This is a genomic window from Candidatus Nitrosopumilus sp. (assembly GCF_028278985.1).
Taxonomy (GTDB): domain Archaea; phylum Thermoproteota; class Nitrososphaeria; order Nitrososphaerales; family Nitrosopumilaceae; genus Nitrosopumilus.
The window spans coordinates 14,620-36,855 of record NZ_JANQTA010000019.1; the positions used below are offsets into that span (position 1 = coordinate 14,620).

Consider the following 22,236-nt stretch of genomic DNA (forward strand, 5'->3'; position numbering starts at 1 on the left):
AAATCAATTAGAAAAATTTTCTGCCTTTTTTAATCCAAGACCAGTAAGTATTAGATTGCCTTGAGCATCTATTTCAACAAATTTTTGCGCTTTAACAAATTCAGCTAGTTTTTTAGAATATTCTTTGGACCAACCTAAGGAATTTGATATTGTAGAAGTAGAAACTTGACGATCTGCATCATGTTCATTTTGAATTAGAGTTAGTACAATTCCTAAATCTATTTCAAATCGTTGTTTTGAAATTCGCCTCCATCTACTAATCAGTCCCCGATTGGGAGCAAAAACCCAAGTTAATCCAAAAATAATTCCAGCTGTAGTAGCCATAGAACCTGATATTGATACATCAGCAATTATAGCAAACAAGTAACCTATTACAGCACTTACAGTACCTAGGGAAACTGATAGAACTAACATTCTGGATAACCGTTCTGTGAGTAAATATGATGCAGATGCAGGAACAATGAAAAATGCAATTACAAGAATTGCACCAACTGATTCAAAAGCAACAACTGCAGTAGTAGCAACCATAATCATCAGTAAATAATGAACCAATAGAGGCATCAATCCAACACCTAAGGCAAGCGACTTGTCAAAGGTGCTAATTTTTAGTTCTTTGTAAAGAATTCCAATAAAAGATACATTGGCAATTGCCAAAATACCAAGAACCCATAGAGATTTTGAACCGATATTAAGTTCGTCCAAATATAGCAAATCAAATGGTGCAAACTCTATTGATCCATACAAAACATGTTGTGCATCAATGTGGACATTACCAGCTTGTGTTACAAGAATAACTCCTATTGCAAATAGAAACGGAAAAATAATTCCAATTGAGCTATCTTGTTTTAATTTTCCTGAACGATACAATAACTCTACCAAGGATACTGTAAGGATTCCAGATAGTACACCACCCACAATTACTGGAATCGGTTCTCGGCCACCCACAGCAAAAATAGCAATAACTATTCCAAGTAATACAGCATGGCTGATGGCATCAGACATCATTGCCATTTGCCTTAACACCAAAAAAACACCAATTGAGGCACAATTTGCGGCAACTAAAACGGCAGTACCAATGATAATTAAATCACTAGAAATTTCCATGATTGCTCCTTTCTTTATCTGTGGTTTTGATTTCATCTAGAGGAGATGGTGATTTCCTTTGATTACGAAGATATCTGAATAGATACCCTTGTTTTGGTGAAAATAATAATGAGATTCCCAATATTGCAGTAATAGTAATTACAATGACAGGTCCAGTAGACATTCCTTCTGTTGTACTACTAATCATCGAGCCAATTATTCCACTTAAACCACCAAAGATTGCAGACAGAATTATCATATTTTTGAGATTTGAAGTCCACTGTCTTGCTGCAGCTGCTGGAGCAATTAACATAGAAACCATCAGAACAACACCAACTGTATGTAATCCTATTACAACTGCTACAACGATTACTGATGTTAATAATGCGTTAATGTATTTTATTGGAAATCCTAAACTTTTGCCAAATGAACTATCAAAGGTTGTTATCTTGAATTCTTTATAGAATACAATCAGAACAGCAAAACAAAAAGATGCTAAAATTCCAAGATTAATGACATCAGATTCTATCAATGCAGCTGCTTGACCAAACAGAAATCTGTCCAATCCTCCCTGGCTTGCACCTCCAATATTTTGCAAATAAGTTAGCAAAACAATTCCTAATCCAAAAAAGACTGAGAGTGTTATTCCTAGTGCTGCATCTTGTTTAATTCTAGTAGTACTTGTGATTGCAAGTGTGATAATTCCACCAAACCATGCAAAGATTGCAGCCCCTAACATCAAAAGAAGCGAGTCTTTTGTTCCAGCAAATAGATAAGCAAATCCAATTCCTGGCAGGGCAGCATGAGCCAAGGCATCTCCAAATAGACTCTGTTTTCGTAATACCGTAAAACATCCCAAAGCACCGCTAGTTATTCCTAAAATAGCTGATCCTAGAGCAACATATCTGAGAGTATAATCAGTAAAAATTCCTAGAAATGCAGAGAAAATTTCTTCAAGAACCATTTTGAAATCACATACATTTACTGAATAGACATGCGTTGTTTTTCTTGATAGGTTCTATCCAAATTTGTTTTTGTAAACACTTCTTTTATTGGTCCAGTAGCAATGAGATTTCTATTAACCATTACAACCCAATCAAAATATTTGTCGACAGTCTGAAGGTCATGATGCACCATGACAATCGTTTTTCCTTCTTTTCTAAGATTCTCAAGAATGGATAGAATTGTTTTCTCTGTTATTGCATCAACTCCGTTTAATGGTTCATCCATCAAGTAAATCTGAGCATTTTGTGCCAAAGCCCTTGCCACAAATACTCTTTGTTGTTGACCACCAGATAACTCTCCAATCTGTCTTTCTGCATAATCAGATAATCCCACTTTATCTAGACATTCTAGAGCTAAATCGCGTGTTTTAGAATTTGGACGATGAAACCATCCAAGTTTACCATACAATCCCATTTCAACTACATCTAATGCATCTGTTGGGAAATCCCAATCAACAGAACCTCGTTGAGGAACATATGCAACTTTGTTTCTATTCTTAGAATAGGATTTTCCAAAAACACTTACTTTACCGGCAGTAATTGGAACCAATCCCATAACAGCTTTAATCAGCGTAGATTTGCCTGCGCCGTTTGGACCAACAATAGCAATCATTTTTCCATCAGGTAAGTCAAGGTCAATATTCCACAATGCTGGTTCAGTTCTGTATGTGACTGAAAGATTCCTAATTATTACAGAAGATTTTTTCTCTGCTCTAGAATTTTTTTCGCTTGATTTTTGTTCCATCATTTCAAAGCCTTTACTATGGTATCGATGTTATGCGTAAATGCTCCTACATAGGTTCCTTCAGTGGTTCCTTTTTCTCCAATAGCATCAGAAAATAATTCCCCACCTATGACAACATCATGTCCTTTGTCTTGAACAGCTGCCTTTAGTGCCTCAATTGTTGCTGGAGAAATTGAAGTTTCTACAAACAAGGCCTTGATTTTTCGCTTTGAGATTTCATCAGCCAAATTTTGGATTTCTCTAATACCAGCTTCACTATCAGTACTCCATCCTTGAATGGCTAGTTCCTCAAAACCATATGAATGTCCAAAGTATTGGAATGCATCATGAGCTGTAACAAGAACTCGTTGTTCTTGAGAAATGGAATCAATTTTTTTTAAATTTATTGAATTCAATGATTCCAATTGAATCAAATATTCTGAAAGATTTTTTTCATATTTTTCTGAATTTTCAGGATCATGTTCTTTTAATCCAGTTGCCACAACTTTTGCAGCTTCCATCCAAAGTTCTACATCCCACCAAATATGGGGATCAAAATGACCATCAGTATCCAAACTTAACAATGATTCGGGAGGAATATTTTCCGAGACTGCCCAAACAGCAGTTCCTTCTCTTCCAATTTTAACAAAAATATCTCCCATTTTTCCTTCCAAATCCAATCCGTTGTAAAATACAATGTCAGCACTCTGTAGTTTTTTGACATCACTTGCACTAGGCCTATACAAATGAGGATCCACACCTGATCCCATTAATCCAGTAACAGAAACATTATCACCACCAATATTTTCTACTAAATCTGTAATCACATTAGTTGTAGTTGTAATGATAATTTTCTCTGAATCGCTATCTGAACTTTCAATATTATCAATATGCACATCATCATTGTTTTGAGCAAAAATTGCAGAAACTCCAATAATTATTGCAACAATAATAATAGATCCTGCCAAAATGGGTTTTTTCATGTCTGCAAAGACACTCGCAGTCAGGATTATTTAAATTTAGCATGAGCTAACTTTTTTAGCCTGATCTAACTTTGTTAATCTTGGCTAAATGTGATTAGCAAAAATTAAGTTTAAACTAAAGAAGATTTTTCGAAAAATGTGCAAAAATCAGGAATAATGTTAGTGGTTTCGGGCATTCTAATCATTATTGGATTAATCTTGCTGGTAGTTGGAAACCAAGTAATACTGGAAGGAGTTAGTCAAGGAAATGGAATAATTAGCATTAATCAAGATTTAACAATTTCTGGAGAATTTTCTTCTGAAGAATTTACCTATGGTGTTTATGCAGTTCAAATAATGGAATTTAAAGAAAATACATTTTCTGCAAAAGTATTTGATTCATCAGATATTGAAATTTCATCAGAAGTAATCGAATCTGAGACAATGGAAAAAGAATTTGAGATAGAACAAACTGGTAACTACAAATTAATTATTCAAAGTAACAGTAATGAAGAAACCCAAGTTTTTGGAGCAATTGGTCCATTACCTGATGCAGGTAAGAAATCACTTGGATTTTTATCATCATATATCCTAATTGCGGGAATGATTGGAATAGTTGTTTCAGGAATTTACGGAATTAAAAAGAGAAAAAAATCAATTTAGATAACTATCCATTTTTTCAAGACCACTAATTGTACCATCAAAATTTTCACTATCTTCAACAATTGAAGTAAGTTTGTTAGTATTTGCTGATATCCTGCATTTACCGTCATCTGTCTTGTGAGTAATGAATTCATGTTCTATCAAGTATGCTAGTCTATCCAATACTTCAGATTCAGAAATGGCTTCTTGTTCTGCTAAAAATGAGCATTCTTTTTCTCCATCTTCTAAAGCCGCAAGAATCGAGGCAGTTGTAGGATCAAACATACATTCGACAACTTTCTCGCGATCAAAAGAATCAGACATTTTCTTCAATTAAAAAATATAGAAATTTAAAACTTTTTGAAAAAAGTTGAGTATAATTAGGAATAGAGGAAAGAAGAATTATGCAAAAACTATGTCCAAATGATCCTTCTGGAAAAGGCGTACATTGTTATTCTATAGATATTGACCCACAGAGAGGCATCAAAAAATGCTGCCAATGCAATCAGTGGAATGTTCAGGGAAATGACTGGACAGATGATGAAGACTTTAGATAATTAATGCAAAATTAGTCATTTTAGGGATTTTTCATGCCTATACAGATATTCATATTGAAAACAATTTGACGCCTAGCATGGTTTTTATCGGGGATTCTTAGAATTTTGGAATACTTGAGTAGCCAAGAATATAGACATATTGTCAGAATTGTGGGAAACGATATCCCCGGAGAGAAGAAGATGCTCTTAGGATTGACCCAAATCAAAGGGATTGGGTACAATTTTGCCACTGCAATTTTGGATACTTTAAAAATAAATTCAAATTCAAACATCGGAAATTTATCAGATGCAGATGTTCAAGGAATTGAGAAATTGATCACAGATCCTAAATCATCAAATTTCCCAACATGGTTTCTCAATAGACAAAAAGACATTGAAACAGGAAAAGATTTGCATTTACTTACATCAGATATTCCATTTACATTAAGAAACGATATTGAAAGAGAAAGAGTTACCGCCAGTTGGAGAGGTTATCGTCATCTTAGCGGATTAAAAGTTAGAGGACAAAGAACTAGAACTTCTGGTAGAAAAGGCGGAGCAGTTGGCGTAGCTAAAGGTGGATTGGCAGCTCCAGCTAAGAAGGCAGCTCCAGCAGCACCAACAGCAGCCGCAGCAGCAGCTCCTTCAGGTGATGCACCTGCAGCAGCTCCAGCAGAAGAGAAGAAAGAAGCTCCAGCGGAGAAAAAAGAATAGGTGTTTTGAATGGGAGATCCAAAATATCCACGTAGAGTCTGGAGAAAACCAAAGAGACCTCTTAATTATGAATTAAAAATGGAGGAGCTAAAAACACTTGGTACTTTTGGATTAAGAACAAAAAGAGAATTATGGAAAGCTCACACTGAATTATCACGAGTTAGACATCAAGCAAGATCACTACTTGCATTAAGACAAGAAGTAAGAGCTGAAAAAGAACCAATTCTAATGAAATCACTTGCAAGAATTGGATTAGTAAGTAGCGATGCAACTTTAGATGATGTATTGAATCTTAACGTTAATGATTTACTTGCAAGAAGACTGCAAACCATTGTTACAAAGAAATTAGGATTCAAAACACCTTATCAAGCAAGACAAGCAGTCATTCACGGTCACATTATGGTTGGAGAAAGAAAAGTAGACATTCCATCATATACTGTAACGATTGCTGAGGAAGAGAGTATTCATTTCTCACCAGAATCAAAAATTCCTGCAATGTTAGAGAAAACACAATCAGAAACTAAAGAAGAGGCTCCTGCTGCTGAAGAAGCAACTGAGGCTGCTGCTGAAGAAGCAACTGAGGCTGCTGCTGAAGAAGCACCAAAAGATGAAAGTTCTTCAACAGAATAATCGAAAAAATAGGCTTATCAGTAAATAACCCCCATTTAGAGATAGAATACTCATGTGCTCAATTATCGGCTATTATGGAAATGAGACTGCAGCACCAATTTTGGTCAAAGGTCTCAAGAGAATGGAGTATAGAGGGTATGATAGTGTTGGAGTTGCCACAGAAAATGATAATGAAATCGAAGTCAAAAAAGGCACAGGTAAAGTAAATGAAGTAAATTCTAAAGTTCAGTTAGATGTGCTTCCAGGAAAAATTGGAATTGGTCATACACGTTGGGCGACTCATGGAAAAGTAACGGATCTAAATGCACATCCACATCCAAGTAATTCAGGAAAAATCGCAATTGTGCATAATGGAATTATTGAAAATTTTGAAGAATTAAAAAATCAATTAGAAAGTGAAGGATATTCTTTCAAAAGTGAAACTGATAGTGAAGTAATTGCCAATATTCTACAAAAAAATTATGAAATCACAAAAGATGTTAAAGAAACAATCCTAAAGACAGTGTCTGAATTACAAGGACATTATGCTTTTGTTGCAATGTTTGAAAACGGACAATTAGCAGCAGCTAGATTTCATGAACCGCTAATTATTGGAGTTGGACAAGATGATTTCTTTTTGTCAAGTGATGTTTTAGGATTCATCGAATATACTGATGATGCAATTTACATGGAAAATGGAAATTTTGTAATTTTAGAGAAAGATAAATTTCAAATTTTGGATTTTAACGGGGAGCATGCAAAATACGGAATTACCAAAGTTTCAAAAGAATTTGGAGATGCTTACAAAGGTGATTATGCTCATTTTACATTGAAAGAAATCTATGAACAACCTGAAACAATTCTCAAAGCAGGAGAAAAAACTGCTGATGAAATTAAGAGTACAGCTGATTACATCAGACATGCTAAAAATATCTACATTACAGGAAGTGGTACAAGTTACAATTCAGCACTGATAGCAAAACAAATTCTTTCAAAATATGCAAAAATTAAGGCCGAACCCATCATGTCAAGTGAACTCCAATTTTCACCAGACATTATTGAAGATAATTCAATTTTGATTGCCATTTCTCAAAGTGGAGAAAGTGCAGATGTTCTTGACGCAGTAAAAATTGCAAAAAAAGCAAATTGTAAGATTATTGCAATTGTCAATCTACTAACATCATCACTAGCACGAGAGGCAGATGTAACAATAGGAATGAATTGTGGACCTGAAATCGGTGTTGCTGCAACTAAAAGTTTCACATCACAATTAGTGATTCTCTATAAAATTGTCAAATACCTAAATGAGGAAAATTTGAAAATTGATTTCAATCAAACGTCACAATCAATAGGAAAAATTTTAGAAAATCCTACAAATGTTCAGAAAACTGCAAAGGAACTAAAAGATATTTCAGACATTTACGTTCTTGGAAGAGGAATCCATTATCCAATTGCAATTGAAGCTTCATTAAAGCTCAAAGAATTAACATACATTCATGCTGAAGGAATTCCAGGCGGAGAATTAAAACATGGACCATTGGCATTGATGGATGACAATGTATTTGTAATAATTATCAATCCAAATGATTCAACATATACAGATACTCTAACAAGTGCACGAGAAATCAAAGCTAGAGGAGCAAAAATTATTGGTATTTCAGATGTTCAGAGTGATGTCTATGATTATTGGATAGAAATTCCCAAGATTTCTGAATCAGAATTTCCAATTTTAGAAATTATTCCAATTCAATTATTATCATATTATGCAGCATTAGAAAAGGACACAGATCCTGATTACCCTAGAAATCTAGCAAAATCAGTTACAGTGAAGTAAACAATCTGTGATATTCTTTTTCTGCATTTTCAAGATATTTTGTTTTGTCAAGCCCCGATTTCATCATTGAAGAAATGATACAGCCACCTGCACCAACTCCTTCTTTAGCAAATCCTTCAGAAAATGCTTTCAATCCAGAAAATTTTGATTTTTCTAATTCAGGGTCTACTGAAATTGCAGGGATATCAGAAATTTCTTGAATCAGTTCACTGAAGTTTGCAGAATCATCATTTGTCACATAGGCTGTTGTCCCTATAGCGGTATTCTCATCTTGAAAACCAATTTTTTCAGCAAATGCCAAAACTGCTGCCATTTGTGTTCCACCTGCTAACAAAACTTTGGTTACATCAGATGCAGAACTAAGCATTCCAGCAACAAAAGGAATCATAGGATCACCAATTTCAGCAACAATACTGTATGGATGATCAGAATTAATTCGAGTTAATGCCGAAGAAACAACTTCATTTTTTAGTTTGACAGGATTGGTTGGAATGCTAGAGCTAACCTTTGCATCAAATCCTAATGCCTTCAAAACTGCCAAAGCAGTAGTTGTTCCACCAGGAATACACTCACCAATTACCAAACAATCGGTCATAGAAGCTAAATTTCTTCCAACAATTCTCCCATAATCTACTGCATGAGATACATCTGAATCAGTCATTGATTTTTCAATAGAGATGTTTTTTCCAAATGGCAATCCAGTTTCAATGAATGGGAGTTGGGGTGCAATTTTACTTCCTGCGTTAATTGTAATGTGAGGAATACTAGATGATTCCAAGGCAACCTTAGTCAATAAACCAGGAGTTGGTTTGCCATCAGGAGTCATTGGTATTTTGTCAATTGTTTTACAATATCCATAATGGAGGTATTCAGCATCAGCAGGTGGAGTATATTGAATTAGTTCTTTTTCAGCACCTGCAATAGTTATTTCAGGTATTTCACAAGTTTCAGTATAAGAAATAACAAATGAAAAAAGAAAGTTTTTGGATTTAATGGATTCTAAAAAATTAGTTGCTTTGTCTGAATTTCCGGAAATTTGAAAGCTTTCCAAAATATCACTGACCCATCATTTCAAGAAATTCTTGTTCAGATCTTCTTTGCATAACTAGGTTTGTTTTTTTCTCTTTACCAATTGTTGAGGTTTCAGATGACCCATAATTGTGACCAGGATACATTATCAATTCATCATCTAAAGAATATAGAATATCAAAAAGACTATGATAGAGTTCTTTTGCACTTCCACCCGGGAGATCAATACGTCCACAATTTCCTACAAACAAGGTATCACCAGAAAAAATCTTTCCATCTCCAATCAAGCACACACTATCTTCAGAATGGCCAGGAGTGTGAATGACTTTTAATTTTGAATTTCCAAATTCAATAAAATCACCATCCTTTACAGTGATGTCGTGTTTTAATTCAGATAATTCATGTTGAATAATTGGGGCATGAGTAGATTCAGCCATGGCCTCATTTCCCAAAGTATGATCAAAGTGATGATGAGTGTTTACAATGTATTTTATTTTCAAATCATTTCTCTTAATTATTAATTCTAATTCGACTAATTCCCAAGATGGATCAATGATTATTGCCTCACTTGTATCTTCATCTTCTACAATGTATGTGAAATTTTGCATATTGCCAACTTGTAATTGATGTACAATCATAGAATTCCCTCTTCAGCTTCACGAGGAATTCCTATTTTTTCAGCAAATAATTCACCTGTCAGATCTTTTCGTTTTGGAATTCCTTGTTTCATTTTATGAAAAGTTACTGTCAAGTCACATTTAGTTACAATATTTGCAGTTTCGCCAGTTTGAGGATCTAAGCCAGATGGAACATCAACTGCAAATTTGAAACAATTTGTTTGGTTGATGTAGTTAATTGCAGATGCATATGGTTCACGAATTTCACCAGAAATTCCAGTTCCTAAGATTCCATCAATGATTATGTCAGGAGCAAAATCAAATACGATTTCATCACCAGTTAGCAGAGTTACAGAAGGCATCTTCTCAAGAATACTCCAATTCCAGTTGCTTTCTTCAGTTTTAATTTTCTCAATTGAACCAAGTAATTTTACAGTTACATTGGCATCATAGCCAGAAAGGTGTCTAGCCATTACTAATCCATCTCCACCATTATTTCCCATACCAACAAAAATTAGAATTTTTTTTGATGAGACATCACCATATTTTTCTATTAATCGTCTAACTGCAGCAGCTCCTGCATTTTCCATCATGAATTTTTTTAAAAATCCCATATCATGACCTTTGTTTTCAATATTGTACATTTGATCTACAGTAATTTCCATAATTAGAAAAAATCCATATCCAAAATAAGAGCTTTGGCAAACGGCTTTATCCTAGTTTTTAACCATTAGCAATTATGACATTAAAGAATGTAAAACCATCATTGAATAAGATTGCCAAATCTTTGGGTGAAGTTCAAGATGCTAGAGAATTTTTATTAAAAAATACAAGAGAGATAGTTGTTTTATGCAGTAGATCAATTATTGCAGTTCACAAAGGAGATGTCAAAACGGGTAAAACAAATTTGAAACAAGCTGAATCACTATTAAAAAAATACAAGAAAAAAGCAACTGGAGATTTACGACGATATCTTACTACTCCAGAACAGGAATTTGTAGAGGCAGCAGCATTAATTGCGGTAGTTGAGAAAAAAGAAATTCCAACTGACAAAAATTTGGCAGTAATGCCAGACTCTTATGTTCTGGGATTACTTGATTGTGTTGGAGAATTAAAGAGAATGGTTTTTGATAAAATTAGAATTGGTGAGATTGATGAAGCAACAAGAATTTTTGATGTAATGGAGAATTTGTATCTAAATCTTTACACATTTTCAATGTACGATAAAGTTGTAAAAGAAGCAAGAAGAAAAATTGATGTAAATAGAATTTTGGTAGATGATGTAAGATCTGCAATTACTGAAGAAAAGAGAAGATCGGATTTAATCAAAACTTTACAAAATCTAAAGAAATAATTTCAGAAATTGTGTATGCGGGCGATGGGATTTGAACCCACGAACTCCTGAGAGACTAGCCCCTCAAGCTAGCGCCTTTGGCCAGGCTGGGCGACGCCCGCAACAAGATTTTCTTGCATGGTTTTTATAATCCTTGATTAGCTTTTCGATTGTATGTTAATTCCTGTTAGATGCTTTACCTGTGGAAAACTAATTGCAGATAAGTTTGATGATTATCAAAATAAAATCAAAGCTGGGGAAGATCCAGATAAGGTTCTTGATTCATTAGGAATGGAAATGTATTGTTGCAGAAGGATGATGTTGACAACTGTTGAGACAATTCAACAAGTAATTCCATTCTATGAAGCAATTCAGAGAAGAAAACAAGAAGTTCAATCTGAGTTAGAGTAATTTGGCCAAAATTACTTCGATTGAAGGACGTATTCTATACAATAGTAGAGGCAGCAAAACAGTTGAAGTTGATGTTACATCAGATAACAATTTTCTAGGAAGAGTATGTGCCCCATCAGGAGCTAGTGTTGGAAAATATGAAGCTGTTAGTTTCCTAAATGGAAAACCAGAAGAAAGTCTTAGAATCTTAAATGAAAATTCTGAAAAATTTATTGGTCTTGAATCATCAGATTTGAAGCAAATACACGATATTCTTAAAAAAATAGACAACACTGATAATTATTCTGGGATTGGAGGCGCATTGGCATTTGCAGTAACTATTGCTTCAATGGAATCTGCAGCAAAGGCATCAAATCAACCGTTATTCCAAACATTATCATCTGAATCATCATTCAAATTTCCATTTCCATTAGGAAATATTTTAGGAGGAGGTGCACATGCAGGTCCTGGAACTCCAGACATACAAGAAATTTTAATTTGTGCAACAGGTTCAAAAACAATTGAAGATGCAATTAAGACAAATCTTGCAGTACACAAAGAATTACAGAAAATTTTGCTAAAAGAAGATCCTAATTTCACCAATGGAAGAGGAGACGAGGGAGGATGGGCTCCAAAATTAAAAAATCAAGAGGCTTTAGAAGTTTCTGCAAAAGCATGTGAGAATTTAGGATATACTTTGGGAAAAGAAGTTTCCTTAGGTGTTGACTTTGCATCATCAACACAATGGAATGAAGAGAAACAAAAATACATTTACGATAGAGCAGGATTTGAAAACTCTACAGGAGAACAAATTGATTTTGCTGCAGATATTATTGATAAATTCAAATTAATTTATGCAGAAGATGCAGTTCATGAAGAAGCATTTGACGATATGTCTGAATTAACATCAAAGTTTCCAAATACACTAGTTACTGGAGACGATCTTACTGTAACAAACAAGAATATTCTTGCAAAGGCTATTGAGAAAAAATCATGTAATGCAGCAATTCTAAAAGTTAACCAAGCTGGTAGTCTTTTTGATGCATTAGAGTTTGCAGATCTAGCAAACCAAAATAATATCAGATTAATCACTTCACATAGATCAGGCGAATCAACAGATTCACAAATTTCACACATAGGTCTTGCAACAAAGTCAAAGATGCTCAAAGTGGGCGTTGTTGGAGGGGAAAGAGTGGCAAAACTCAATGAATTATTACGCCTATCAGAGCATGATTTAATACGCGGTATGGCAGAGATTTAAAATCGCAATGAGCCAACAAGCAGAAACAACTGACATCAAAAAGAAGATCCTCTCTACAGGAATTAGAGTAGGAACACAAGTAAAAACTAAATTCATGAAACCATTCATCACTAAAGCAAGTCCAGAAGGACTGTACATGCTTGATTTGGATATTACATTAGAAAAAATTCAAACTGCTGCAAAATTCATCAATAGATTAGGTTCTGACAAACTTATCGTTTGTTCAGGAAGACAATACGCAGAGACTCCAATTGAGAAATTCTGTGAAGCTTTAGGTTCCAAGAAATTACTTGGAAGATTTATGCCAGGAACATTAACCAATCCATCATTACCATACTACATTGAACCAAAATTAGTTTTAATTTCAGACCCTCAAGTAGATGAACAAGCTGTCACTGAAGCAACAAATGCAGGAATTCCTGTTATTGGAATTGCAAATACAGACAACATTACATCCAAACTTGATGTCATTATTCCAGCAAATAACAGAGGTAGAAAAGCTCTTGCAACAGTTTACTGGTTATTGGTACGTCAAATTCTCATTGAAAGAGGAGAATTGAAGGAAGATGAACCAATGAAATATGAAATTGATGATTTTGAAACAAAGATTGCCGAAGAGGAAATCGAATAATCAATTTTTCATTCTAGAATTTACTTGAAATCTAAATCATCAGCTCCAGGCAAAGTAATTCTTTTTGGAGAACATTTTGTCGTACATGGAATCAAAGCTGTTCTTTGTGCAATAAATAAGCGAGTATTTGTTACAGCTGAAGCAATTGATGAAGAGAAAATCAGCATTAAATCAAACATTGGAGATTTAGAATTAGATAAAAACAAAAACATTGATGAGATTAATTCACCTCTCAAACCATTCTATTTTCTTGCAGATAAATTACTCAAAGAACAATCAGAGATTGAAGGAATAAAAATATCAATCAAATCAGAAATACCACTTGGAGTAGGATTAGGATCATCATCAGCTTGTTGTGTAGCAGGAGCAGGGGCAATTTCAGGATTATTTTCAGAGAAAACAAAAGATGAAATTTTAGAACTTGCAATAGATGCTGAAAAAACTATTTTTAAAAACACATCTGGTGCAGATTGTACGGTTTCCACTCATGGAGGAATAATGGTTTATGATAAAACAGGCTTTACAAAGATAGAATCTGAGCCTAATTTTCAACTTGTAATATCAAATTCAAACATTGAACATTCCACAGAAAAAGTTGTTGCAGAAGTACAAAAATTCAAAGACAAAAATGAAACTGAATTTGCAGAATTATGTTCTAAAGAATCAGAGTTAATTGAAAGCGTTCTAAGGATATTCAAAAAAAATGAAATTAAAGAGTTAGGTGAAAAAGTCATTGAAAATCAAAAATTTTTGGAAATAATAGGAATTTCAAATGACACATTAAGAGAAATGGTGAAGGTTGGTAACAAAACATCATTTGGATCCAAGATTACTGGCGCAGGTGGAGGTGGATGTATTTTTTCATTAGCAAACGAGGAAAATGCAGAAGAAACTTTGAAAGAATTTAAGAATAAAAATTACGAATGTTTTTCAGTAAAAATTGATTTTAAGGGACTAGATACTTTTTAATGAACTAAATAATTTGAAACATCATGATTCTCATTAAATTAGGAGGTTCAATTATAACCAATAAAGAAAAAGCTCTATCTCCTAGAAGAAAAACCATTGAAAAAATAGTTAAAAATCTCAAAAAAATTGATGAACCAATAATTATCGTTCACGGAGGAGGATCATATGGCCATTATTGGTCAGTAAAATATGATATGCATACAAAAGAAAGAAAATATGATCTTAGAGGAGTATCAATTGTAAAAAATTCAATGATAGAATTAAACAAAATAATTTTGGATTCTATGATTAAGAACAAATTGTCACCTTATTGTTTACCACCAACTGATTTTATGTCAGGAAACAAGCCAATTTCAAAAAAAGTCACAGAAATAGAAAAAATAGCAAAATCAGGCATGATTCCAGTCACTTTTGGTGATGCATTATGGTATGGTCAGAATAAAACATACATTTTATCAGGAGATAAAATTATGACACATTTTGCAAAAATTCTAAAACCAAAATTAACAATATTTGCATTAAATGAAGATGGACTATATTCCGATCTTAAATCAAAAAAACTAATTAGAGAATTGAAAGGAGAAAGACCTCTCATTTCTGAAAATAAAATGGATGTTACAGGTGGAATGACAAGGAAGGTAGAAGAGGCAACAAAAATTGCAAAAATGGGATTGAAAGTATTTTTTGTAAATGGAAACAAACCTGAACGAATTGTGAAAGCGGTTAAAAATAAGAGATTTGAAGGAACACTGTTTAGAGGAAAATAATATGGCTGAAGAATTTGTAATTTTAGTAGATGGAAATGATAATCCAATAGGAAAAGAAGAAAAAGTAAAATGTCATTTGCCTAATGGAAAACTTCATCGAGCATTTACAGCATTGTTATTTGACAAAGATGGAAGATTGGTTTTAACTAGAAGAGCAAAAGAAAAAATGCTATGGCCAGGTGATTGGGATGGGACTTTTGCAAGTCATCCAAGAGAAGGAGAAACATATGTTTCATCTGGAGAAAGAAGAATGCCTGAAGAATTAGGAATTAGTGGAAAACTAGATTATTTGCACAAGTTTGAATATCATGTTCCTTACAAAGATGTAGGTTCTGAAAATGAAGTTTGTGGAACACTAATTGGGATTACTGAAGAATCTGGAAAATTACAAAAAATTGAAGGGGAGATTGATGAAATTAAATTAATTTCTGCAAAAGACTTACTTTCAGAAATTAATGAGCATCCAGAGATTTACTGTCCATGGATGTTAATTGCCCTTGAATTTTTAGAAAAATCAGACCAATTCACGCTCAAAAAATACGAAAATACCTTATCTGCGTGGATGAGTAATGAAATGCATGAAGGATTGCTAAAAGCAATTAATGTGCATTTACCTGAAGATAAATGGAGATTCATAAATGAAAAAAACTAAACAAATTGAAAAAAATGCAAAAACAGTAAACAAGTATCTATTTTCAAAATTAAAGGGGAATCCAAAAAAACTCTATGATGCTGCAGGACATCTAATTGTACATGGAGGAAAAAGACTACGACCATTTATGGTAATCAGAAGTTGTCAAATCCTTAATGGAAAAATATCCAATGCAATGCCTGCTGCAAGTGCAGTAGAAATGGTTCATAACTTTACATTAGTTCATGACGACATAATGGACAATGATGAAATGAGACATGGAGTTCCTACAGTTCATAAAAAATTTGGTATGCCAATTGCAATTTTAGCAGGAGATGTTTTATTTTCCAAGGCATATCAAGTCATTACTGATTCAAAATTATCTCCAAGTGCTACAGCCCATCTAGTTTCAAGATTAGCTAAAGCATGTGTAGACGTTTGTGAAGGTCAATTACTAGATGTAAAAATGGCTGAAGAGAAAAAAATTCCATCTCAAGCTGATTACATCACAATGATCGGTAAGAAAACCGCAGCATTATTTGATGTATCATGTGCAATGGGTGCAATTTGTGCAACAAACAAAACAAAAGATATTTCAAACTTGTCATCATTTGGAAGAAATCTTGGAATTGCTTTTCAAATCACAGATGATTTGATAGGTGTAATGGGGGATCCAAAAATTACTAAAAAACCTGTAGGTAATGATCTTAGAGAAGGAAAAAAATCATTACCAATTTTGATGGCAATTAAAGCAGCTAAAGGAAATGATAAAAAAATTATTCTGAAGGCTTTTGGAAATTCAAAGATTTCAAGAAAAGATTTGGATAAAGCAGTAGAGGTCATTCGCTCCTTAGGCATTGAAGAAAGTGTTAGAAAACAGGCTCTAAAATACGCATCAAAGGCAGAAAAATCATTATCAAAATACTCTGGTTCAGCAAAAAACGACTTGATTGCATTATTAGATTTTGTAGTTAAGAGAAGTGTGTAAGAAAATAGTAAATTACAGTTACTATAAAAAAGCCTGATTCATTATCGACTACAGGAGATTAGAATATTGGATGACGATATAAAAAAAGAAATTCGAAAAATGGCACTTCAAAATGCATTTGAACATGACGGACAAACTCAAGATAAAATAATTTTAGGAAAAATTTTAGGTACAAAACCAGAATTTAGAACAAAAGTGAAAGAAATTTCTGAAGTGATTTCAGAGATTGTTGCTTTAGTTAATCAATTATCATCTGAAGAACAACAAAGTGAAATTGAAAAAGAATTTCCAGAATTATTAAAACCAAAAGAAAAAGTGGAAGAGAAAGAGGGATTGCCTGATCTTCCTGGAGCTGAACAAGGTAAAGTTGTTACAAGATTTCCACCAGAACCAAATGGTTATCCACATATTGGACATGCAAAAGCCGCTATCATAAATTCTGAATATGCAAAAATGTATGGAGGAAAATTTATCCTAAGAATGGATGACACCAACCCAGAAGCAGAAAGAATGGAATATCATGCTGCTATTAAAGTTGGATTAGAATGGCTTGGAATACAATTTGATCAAGTAAAGAGTACATCTGATGATATGGAAGTGTTCTATGAAAAAGGAAAAGAGTTGATAAATTCAGGAAAAGCATATGTTTGCACTTGTAAGAGAGATGAGATAAGCAAAAATCGAAGAGAAAGAAAAGATTGTAAATGTAGTTTTGACGATATTGAAAAAAATAATAAAAATTGGGATAAGATGAATGAAAAATTCAAACCAGGAGAAGCTATTGTTAGATTCAGAGGAGACATGAAAGCAGATAATGCTGTAATGAGAGACCCAGTTTTATTCAGAATTATAGATGAAAAACACTATACAGTTGGGGACAAGTACAGAATTTGGCCTAGTTACGACATGGCAGTAGCCATAGAGGATAGTATTGATGGAGTTACGCATGCATTTCGTTCAAAAGAATTTGAATTGAGAAAAGAGCTAATTGATGCAATTTTAGATGCCTTAGATATGAGAAAACCATACCAAGGCTTCTTTTCAAGATTAGAATTCAAAGGAATGCCTATTTCAAAGAGAATTATCAAACCACTAATTGAAGAGGGAAAAGTTTCTTGGTATGATGATCCTAGACTCCCAACTTTAGAGGCCTTACGTAGAAGAGGAGTAAAACCTGAAGCTATTAGAAAATTTATCATGTCATTGGGATTGACTAAAGCAAATACACTTGCTCCATTTGATGCTTTAGAAGCTTTCAATAGAAAATTTGTGGATGCAACAAGTAAGAGATTATTCATGGTAAGTCATGCAAAAAAACTAACTGTAAATAATTTATCGCTTACTGCAGTTGAGATTCCAAATCATCCTGTAAATGATATGGGTAAAAGAAAAATCGAAATAGATTCAGGATTTTACATTTCAGGAGAAGATGCTGAGACAATTAAAGAAGGCATGCAAATCAGACTCTTAGGATTAGGAAATGTTTCAATAACAAAAGTTGGTTCTGAATTTGAGGGAGATTTTGTAGGTGATGGAGATACAACAAATATTCCAAAAATTCAATGGGTATCTGAAAAGAATGCTCATGAGATTAAGATGATTATTCCAAAAACATTGTTCAACGGAGAAGAATTCAATGAAGACAGTTTAGAAGAATTAGATGTTTATACTGAACCACATTATCTACAATTAAAAGAAGGAGAAGAAATTCAATTTGTTAGATTTGGATATTGTAGAAAAGATTCACAAAATCAAGCCATTTTTACACATAAGTGATTAATTATGAAAATTGCACGATTGTTATACGAAAATAGTGAGACATATGGATTTGTGAAAGGAGACAAAGTGGCAACGAAAGATGAAATTACATATCTTACAGGCGTGCCAATTCCTCACAATGTGAAAGATTTTTTGTTTGATGGCTGGTATGACGAGATTAAAGACAAGCTTGATGAGTTGCCATATGAAGCAGATCTTTCAAAATTCAAAATTCTACCACCAATTCCTAATCCAAATAAGATTATTTGTTTAGCATTCAATTATGTCGACCATGCCGAAGAGCAGGGATTAAAGGCTCCCGAAGACCCAGCATTGGTAATAAAACCAAGAACTGCATTAAACAGTACTAATTCAGATATTGTTTGTCCAGATTTTGTAACACAATTAGATTACGAGGTAGAACTTGCTCTAATTGTAGGAAAAAATTGTAAGAATATTTCAGTGGAAGAAGCACAAGATAAGATTTTTGGGTATATGGTATTCAATGATGTTTCAGCAAGAGACATTCAATTCAAAGACAAACAATTCACGAGAGGGAAAAGTTTTGATTCATTTGCACCATGTGGACCATGGATAACAACAGTTGATGAAATCAAAGATGCACAAAATCTAAAATTAACAACAAAAATCAATGGTGAAATTAGACAAAATTCATCAACAAGCAACATGTTTATTAAAATTCCAGAAATTATTTCAAAAATTTCCAAAGTAATGACACTTGAGAAAGGAGATATCATTTCTACAGGAACGCCAGCTGGAGTAATGTTGAACAAACCTAATGCAGTTTTCCTAAAAGATGGAGACAAAGTAGAAATGGAAATTGAAAATTTAGGTAAGCTTCACAACACCATCAAATTTACAAAATCAAATTAAACAAGAGATTTTTTTAACAAATGAAAAGTTAATTTGTGCTCTAATCCTTCATGATTTGGTAATTCCTCTTTAGTTAAGATTTGAATTCTTTCAAATTTTCTATCCATACCAAGATTTTGTAAATATGATAAAATGTTAGAGGTAGATTCATGATTCTTCGAAAATAATGTTGCAATAAGCGTATTATCAAAATGTTCAGATTCTGTTAGAATTGACAAAGAAAAATTATTAGATATAGGAGAAGAAATAATTCTATTTTCAGTAGATAATTTTTCTATTGAAGAATTGTCTAGTGGAAACCATCTCCAAGAATCAATATACATCGGATATAATTTTGAATCAATAGTATTTTCAAATTGTATTGGAATATTTGAGATGGTTTTTGGCAACAATGAATAAAACTTCCATGTTTCAACTATTGTATAGCCTAAAGATATTGCCAAGTTTAATGAAGCAGTGTTAGATGTATCAATTAACATGAATGATGTTGTAATTTTGTTTTCTAAACCAATTTTTTCAGAATAACTGATCAATTCAGATGCAATTTTTTTGCGTCTGTGATTTGGTGAAACCCTAATCCCTTCTATCCAAAGTTGATTTCTGGACGTTAAAGCATGACAAATACCGACAGGGCTGGGATTTTCAAAAACTAGAAGATTATCTTCCTTTAGCCAATAATCCCAAACATACTCAATATAATCTCCCCATGAAAATGTATTTTGACAGAATTTTAGTATGGTTTCCTTGTCAGAGTCTATTGCTTTTCTAATCATTTGAATTCACTATACGAAAAAATATTAAGAAATACAAAATAAAAACCTCAAATGGGAAAAATTATCGCTGGTAAAACATCAGATATTCCTCCAGGTAAAATGATCAAAGTATCAATTGATGGAAGAGACATTTTGGTGGCAAATATTGATGGAGAATTTTGTGCTACAGACGACTCATGCACACATTCAGGTGCAAGTCTCTCGGAAGGGCAATTAGATGGTTGTACTATCACATGCGGCTGGCATAAAGCAGAATTTGATTGTAAAACAGGCAAATTGATAAAATTCCCAGCTAAAATTAGAGATTTAACCTCATACAATGTTTCTGTAGAATCAGATAGTGTATTTGTAGAGATGTAACTATATACTTCTAATTTTTAACAAAAGGTGTAAAAAATGGCAGACGAGGCTCAAAATAAAGAATCAATGAAAGAAGCAATTGAGACATTAAATCAAATTGCTGCAAACAATTCTACTCCAAAAACTATCAAAAAATCAATTACAGATTTAATTGCAGATTTAAACAATGATGAATATTCATTGTCAGTAAGAGCTGCAAATACAATTAGTTTGTTAGATGACGTAACACAGGATCCAAATATGCCATCTTATGTAAGAACTCAATTGTGGCAGGCAGTTTCAAAACTAGAAAGTATAAGAGAATAAATTCTCTATTGTTTTAGAGTTAATATTGAAAATAGAAGAATATCTTGAAACATTACCTGAAAATGTACTAAGTGGAGAAGATGTACAGCTACCAAAAAAATCATTTCAAGAAATTTTCAAATTTGTTGAATTAGGGGAAAATGATATTTTTTATCATCTTGGATGTAGTGATGAAACTGGAGTTCAAATTGCCAAACAAGAATTTAATGTGAAAAAAGCAATAGGGATTGATAATAATCAAGGAAAAATACAAAATGCAAAAAACCACATTAAAGAAAAAAATGTTAATGCTGAATTTAGATGTGAAGATATTGAAAATGCAGATTTGAGTGATGCAACGGTAATTCTATTTTGGTTTACAGATGATAAAATCATTAACAAAATGTTTGAAAAATTTGAAAACCTAAATGATGAAACTAAAATAATTACCATATGGGGTCCGCTTCCTGATTGTTTACCAGATAAAGTAAATTTCCCATATATCCTAAACAAAACACCATTTTCCAAAGCAAAAACCATGCAGGAACAACTTTTGGCTATTTTTGGAGTTAAATGTGTAGATTTTGTAACTGCTTGGGAATTTGCAGAAAGATACACAAAATCTATAGGAAGTCCAGAAATCAAGAATGATCGATTTTTAACAATTATTCAAACATTAGTAATTTGGATTAATGCAAAAAAATTAGGTGTAGCATGTGGTGATGAAATACCAGAATCAATTCAAACATACATCAATATCATGAAAATGCATTTTGATATTGATTTTGAATATCTATTAAAAGAATAATTTGTGTAATCCTTTTATTTTGTTTTAATGATATACAATTATGGATGGAAGATTAAACATCAATGTATCAGCTGTAGATTATGATAAAACAAGTAAGGCATTAACCCATCAATTGACATTATTAGAAGAAATGGTCCACAGTCAAGAAGATTTTGTGATGACAGATTCAGAATTTGCTTTTGGATGGCATTTTTTTGTCCTTAGTGTAAACAAATCACTTGTTTTGAAGTTAGTTGAAATGATGGGACCAGATTTTGAAAAATTAAAGGGAAAAGGGACTGAGAAGAAATTCCTCACTTGGTTAACAAAAAATGTTGAAAGTAAATCTCCAAGATTCAAACTAGCAATCAAAGAAGAGATGGAATCAAGCAAATACGGTATTTTTTAAAATATTAGAGGGCCCTCGAGGGGAATCGAACTCCTGTCCGAGGATCCACAATCCTCTATACTAACCACTGTACTACGAAGGCCACAATAAAGAAAAATTCTGTATCCAGTAATAATCTTTAAGTTCAAACGGGAAATTAGGCTGTAGATTTATTATTGACTAGTATTGATTTGAATTATGCGTATGTGGTGGGTTGCAATGGCAATCGCAATGGGACTTACATGGGTTGGAATGAACTATTTACTA

General features: G+C 33.1%; 28 protein-coding genes and 2 tRNA genes. 19 read left to right on the forward strand and 11 right to left on the reverse strand.

Features of this window, described 5'->3' with window-relative positions; translation table 11 throughout:
- Positions 1-3: 3 nt before the first annotated feature.
- The 4 genes from Q0941_RS06955 to Q0941_RS06970 are packed head-to-tail and all read right to left on the reverse strand — an operon-like array spanning position 4 to position 3,794.
- Positions 4-1,140: a metal ABC transporter permease gene (locus tag Q0941_RS06955; RefSeq protein ID WP_299292407.1), complete on the reverse strand. Its 1,137-nt coding sequence runs from the start codon at positions 1,138-1,140 to the stop codon at positions 4-6.
- Positions 1,091-2,047 carry a metal ABC transporter permease gene (locus Q0941_RS06960; RefSeq protein WP_299292409.1) on the reverse strand — a complete coding sequence of 319 codons (957 nt, stop codon included), beginning with the start codon at positions 2,045-2,047 and terminating at the stop codon, positions 1,091-1,093. The genes Q0941_RS06955 and Q0941_RS06960 overlap by 50 nt, the downstream gene beginning before the upstream one ends.
- A 17-nt stretch (positions 2,048-2,064) precedes the next feature.
- Positions 2,065-2,835 carry a metal ABC transporter ATP-binding protein gene (locus Q0941_RS06965; RefSeq protein WP_299292411.1) on the reverse strand — a complete coding sequence of 257 codons (771 nt, stop codon included), beginning with the start codon at positions 2,833-2,835 and terminating at the stop codon, positions 2,065-2,067.
- Positions 2,832-3,794, reverse strand: coding sequence for a zinc ABC transporter substrate-binding protein (locus tag Q0941_RS06970; protein WP_299292413.1), 963 nt, complete (start codon positions 3,792-3,794; stop codon positions 2,832-2,834). Before Q0941_RS06970 ends, Q0941_RS06965 begins: the two co-directional genes overlap by 4 nt.
- A gap of 138 nt (positions 3,795-3,932) precedes the next feature.
- On the opposite strand from Q0941_RS06970, the gene Q0941_RS06975 reads away from it, so the two are divergent.
- Positions 3,933-4,436 (forward strand): hypothetical protein, encoded by a 504-nt coding sequence (locus tag Q0941_RS06975; RefSeq protein ID WP_299292415.1) that lies wholly within the window; start codon positions 3,933-3,935, stop codon positions 4,434-4,436.
- Here the strand turns inward: Q0941_RS06975 and Q0941_RS06980 are convergent.
- Positions 4,428-4,739, reverse strand: a complete 312-nt coding sequence (locus Q0941_RS06980) for a hypothetical protein (RefSeq protein WP_299292417.1) — start codon at positions 4,737-4,739, stop codon at positions 4,428-4,430. The genes Q0941_RS06975 and Q0941_RS06980 overlap by 9 nt on opposite strands.
- An 80-nt stretch (positions 4,740-4,819) precedes the next feature.
- Here Q0941_RS06980 and Q0941_RS06985 point away from each other — a divergent pair, with 80 nt between their 5' ends.
- The 4 genes from Q0941_RS06985 (at position 4,820) to glmS (ending at position 8,108) form a co-directional block, all read left to right on the forward strand.
- Positions 4,820-4,972: a hypothetical protein gene (locus Q0941_RS06985; protein WP_299292419.1), complete on the forward strand. Its 153-nt coding sequence runs from the start codon at positions 4,820-4,822 to the stop codon at positions 4,970-4,972.
- Between the two features lie 114 nt (positions 4,973-5,086).
- Positions 5,087-5,665, forward strand: coding sequence for a 30S ribosomal protein S13 (locus Q0941_RS06990; RefSeq protein ID WP_299292421.1), 579 nt, complete (start codon positions 5,087-5,089; stop codon positions 5,663-5,665).
- Between the two features lie 9 nt (positions 5,666-5,674).
- Positions 5,675-6,295, forward strand: coding sequence for a 30S ribosomal protein S4 (locus Q0941_RS06995; RefSeq protein ID WP_299292423.1), 621 nt, complete (start codon positions 5,675-5,677; stop codon positions 6,293-6,295).
- Positions 6,296-6,347: 52 nt separating this feature from the next.
- Positions 6,348-8,108: a glutamine--fructose-6-phosphate transaminase (isomerizing) gene (glmS, locus tag Q0941_RS07000; RefSeq protein WP_299292425.1), complete on the forward strand. Its 1,761-nt coding sequence runs from the start codon at positions 6,348-6,350 to the stop codon at positions 8,106-8,108.
- Here glmS and cobT read toward each other — a convergent pair.
- Genes cobT through Q0941_RS07015 form a run of 3 tightly spaced genes read right to left on the reverse strand, consistent with a single transcriptional unit; the run spans position 8,095 to position 10,419 of the window.
- The gene (cobT, locus tag Q0941_RS07005; protein ID WP_299292427.1) at positions 8,095-9,159 is read right to left on the reverse strand and encodes a nicotinate mononucleotide-dependent phosphoribosyltransferase CobT; all 1,065 of its coding nucleotides are present in this window, start codon (positions 9,157-9,159) and stop codon (positions 8,095-8,097) included. The genes glmS and cobT overlap by 14 nt on opposite strands.
- A gap of 4 nt (positions 9,160-9,163) precedes the next feature.
- Positions 9,164-9,775 (reverse strand): MBL fold metallo-hydrolase, encoded by a 612-nt coding sequence (locus Q0941_RS07010; RefSeq protein WP_299292429.1) that lies wholly within the window; start codon positions 9,773-9,775, stop codon positions 9,164-9,166.
- Complete coding sequence (locus Q0941_RS07015; RefSeq protein ID WP_299292431.1) at positions 9,772-10,419, reverse strand: NAD(P)H-hydrate epimerase; 648 nt, start codon at positions 10,417-10,419, stop codon at positions 9,772-9,774. The genes Q0941_RS07010 and Q0941_RS07015 overlap by 4 nt, the downstream gene beginning before the upstream one ends.
- 74 nt (positions 10,420-10,493) lie before the next feature.
- Here Q0941_RS07015 and Q0941_RS07020 point away from each other — a divergent pair, with 74 nt between their 5' ends.
- Positions 10,494-11,108, forward strand: coding sequence for an RNA-binding protein (locus Q0941_RS07020; RefSeq protein ID WP_299292433.1), 615 nt, complete (start codon positions 10,494-10,496; stop codon positions 11,106-11,108).
- Between the two features lie 16 nt (positions 11,109-11,124).
- Here the strand turns inward: Q0941_RS07020 and Q0941_RS07025 are convergent.
- Positions 11,125-11,209: transfer RNA gene (locus Q0941_RS07025), tRNA-Leu, on the reverse strand.
- A 52-nt stretch (positions 11,210-11,261) separates the two neighbouring features.
- Here Q0941_RS07025 and Q0941_RS07030 point away from each other — a divergent pair.
- The 9 genes from Q0941_RS07030 to Q0941_RS07070 all read left to right on the forward strand — a co-directional run bounded on the left by Q0941_RS07030 (position 11,262) and on the right by Q0941_RS07070 (position 19,376).
- Positions 11,262-11,498: a DNA-directed RNA polymerase subunit N gene (locus Q0941_RS07030; protein ID WP_299292435.1), complete on the forward strand. Its 237-nt coding sequence runs from the start codon at positions 11,262-11,264 to the stop codon at positions 11,496-11,498.
- 1 nt (position 11,499) lies between these two features.
- Positions 11,500-12,738, forward strand: coding sequence for an enolase (locus Q0941_RS07035; protein ID WP_299292437.1), 1,239 nt, complete (start codon positions 11,500-11,502; stop codon positions 12,736-12,738).
- 7 nt (positions 12,739-12,745) lie between these two features.
- Positions 12,746-13,369, forward strand: coding sequence for a 30S ribosomal protein S2 (rpsB, locus tag Q0941_RS07040; RefSeq protein WP_299292439.1), 624 nt, complete (start codon positions 12,746-12,748; stop codon positions 13,367-13,369).
- A gap of 24 nt (positions 13,370-13,393) precedes the next feature.
- On the forward strand, positions 13,394-14,338 hold the full coding sequence (gene mvk, locus Q0941_RS07045; RefSeq protein ID WP_299292441.1) for a mevalonate kinase: 945 nt from the start codon (positions 13,394-13,396) through the stop codon (positions 14,336-14,338).
- A gap of 23 nt (positions 14,339-14,361) precedes the next feature.
- Positions 14,362-15,105, forward strand: a complete 744-nt coding sequence (locus Q0941_RS07050; RefSeq protein ID WP_299292443.1) for an isopentenyl phosphate kinase — start codon at positions 14,362-14,364, stop codon at positions 15,103-15,105.
- A gap of 1 nt (position 15,106) precedes the next feature.
- Entirely contained in the window at positions 15,107-15,757 is a 651-nt protein-coding gene (gene idi / locus Q0941_RS07055) for an isopentenyl-diphosphate Delta-isomerase (protein ID WP_299292445.1), read from the forward strand.
- A complete protein-coding gene (locus tag Q0941_RS07060; protein ID WP_299292447.1) occupies positions 15,744-16,724 on the forward strand; it encodes a polyprenyl synthetase family protein in 981 nt (326 codons plus the stop codon). The genes idi and Q0941_RS07060 overlap by 14 nt, the downstream gene beginning before the upstream one ends.
- Positions 16,725-16,790: 66 nt before the next feature.
- Positions 16,791-18,500, forward strand: coding sequence for a glutamate--tRNA ligase (locus Q0941_RS07065; protein ID WP_299292449.1), 1,710 nt, complete (start codon positions 16,791-16,793; stop codon positions 18,498-18,500).
- A gap of 6 nt (positions 18,501-18,506) precedes the next feature.
- Positions 18,507-19,376, forward strand: a complete 870-nt coding sequence (locus Q0941_RS07070; protein WP_299292451.1) for a fumarylacetoacetate hydrolase family protein — start codon at positions 18,507-18,509, stop codon at positions 19,374-19,376.
- Here the strand turns inward: Q0941_RS07070 and Q0941_RS07075 are convergent.
- Positions 19,373-20,149 (reverse strand): GNAT family N-acetyltransferase, encoded by a 777-nt coding sequence (locus Q0941_RS07075; RefSeq protein WP_299292453.1) that lies wholly within the window; start codon positions 20,147-20,149, stop codon positions 19,373-19,375. The genes Q0941_RS07070 and Q0941_RS07075 overlap by 4 nt on opposite strands.
- 51 nt (positions 20,150-20,200) lie before the next feature.
- On the opposite strand from Q0941_RS07075, the gene Q0941_RS07080 reads away from it, so the two are divergent.
- From Q0941_RS07080 to Q0941_RS07095, 4 genes are read left to right on the forward strand one after another with little or no spacing between them, the layout of a single operon-like run.
- Complete coding sequence (locus Q0941_RS07080; protein WP_299292455.1) at positions 20,201-20,509, forward strand: non-heme iron oxygenase ferredoxin subunit; 309 nt, start codon at positions 20,201-20,203, stop codon at positions 20,507-20,509.
- 36 nt (positions 20,510-20,545) lie between these two features.
- Positions 20,546-20,815: a UPF0147 family protein gene (locus Q0941_RS07085; RefSeq protein ID WP_299292457.1), complete on the forward strand. Its 270-nt coding sequence runs from the start codon at positions 20,546-20,548 to the stop codon at positions 20,813-20,815.
- 25 nt (positions 20,816-20,840) lie between these two features.
- Positions 20,841-21,602 (forward strand): class I SAM-dependent methyltransferase, encoded by a 762-nt coding sequence (locus tag Q0941_RS07090; protein WP_299292459.1) that lies wholly within the window; start codon positions 20,841-20,843, stop codon positions 21,600-21,602.
- Positions 21,603-21,642: 40 nt separating this feature from the next.
- On the forward strand, positions 21,643-21,990 hold the full coding sequence (locus tag Q0941_RS07095; protein WP_299292461.1) for a hypothetical protein: 348 nt from the start codon (positions 21,643-21,645) through the stop codon (positions 21,988-21,990).
- Positions 21,991-22,000: 10 nt separating this feature from the next.
- Here Q0941_RS07095 and Q0941_RS07100 read toward each other — a convergent pair.
- Positions 22,001-22,072, reverse strand: a tRNA-His gene (locus Q0941_RS07100).
- Positions 22,073-22,236: the final 164 nt, after the last annotated feature.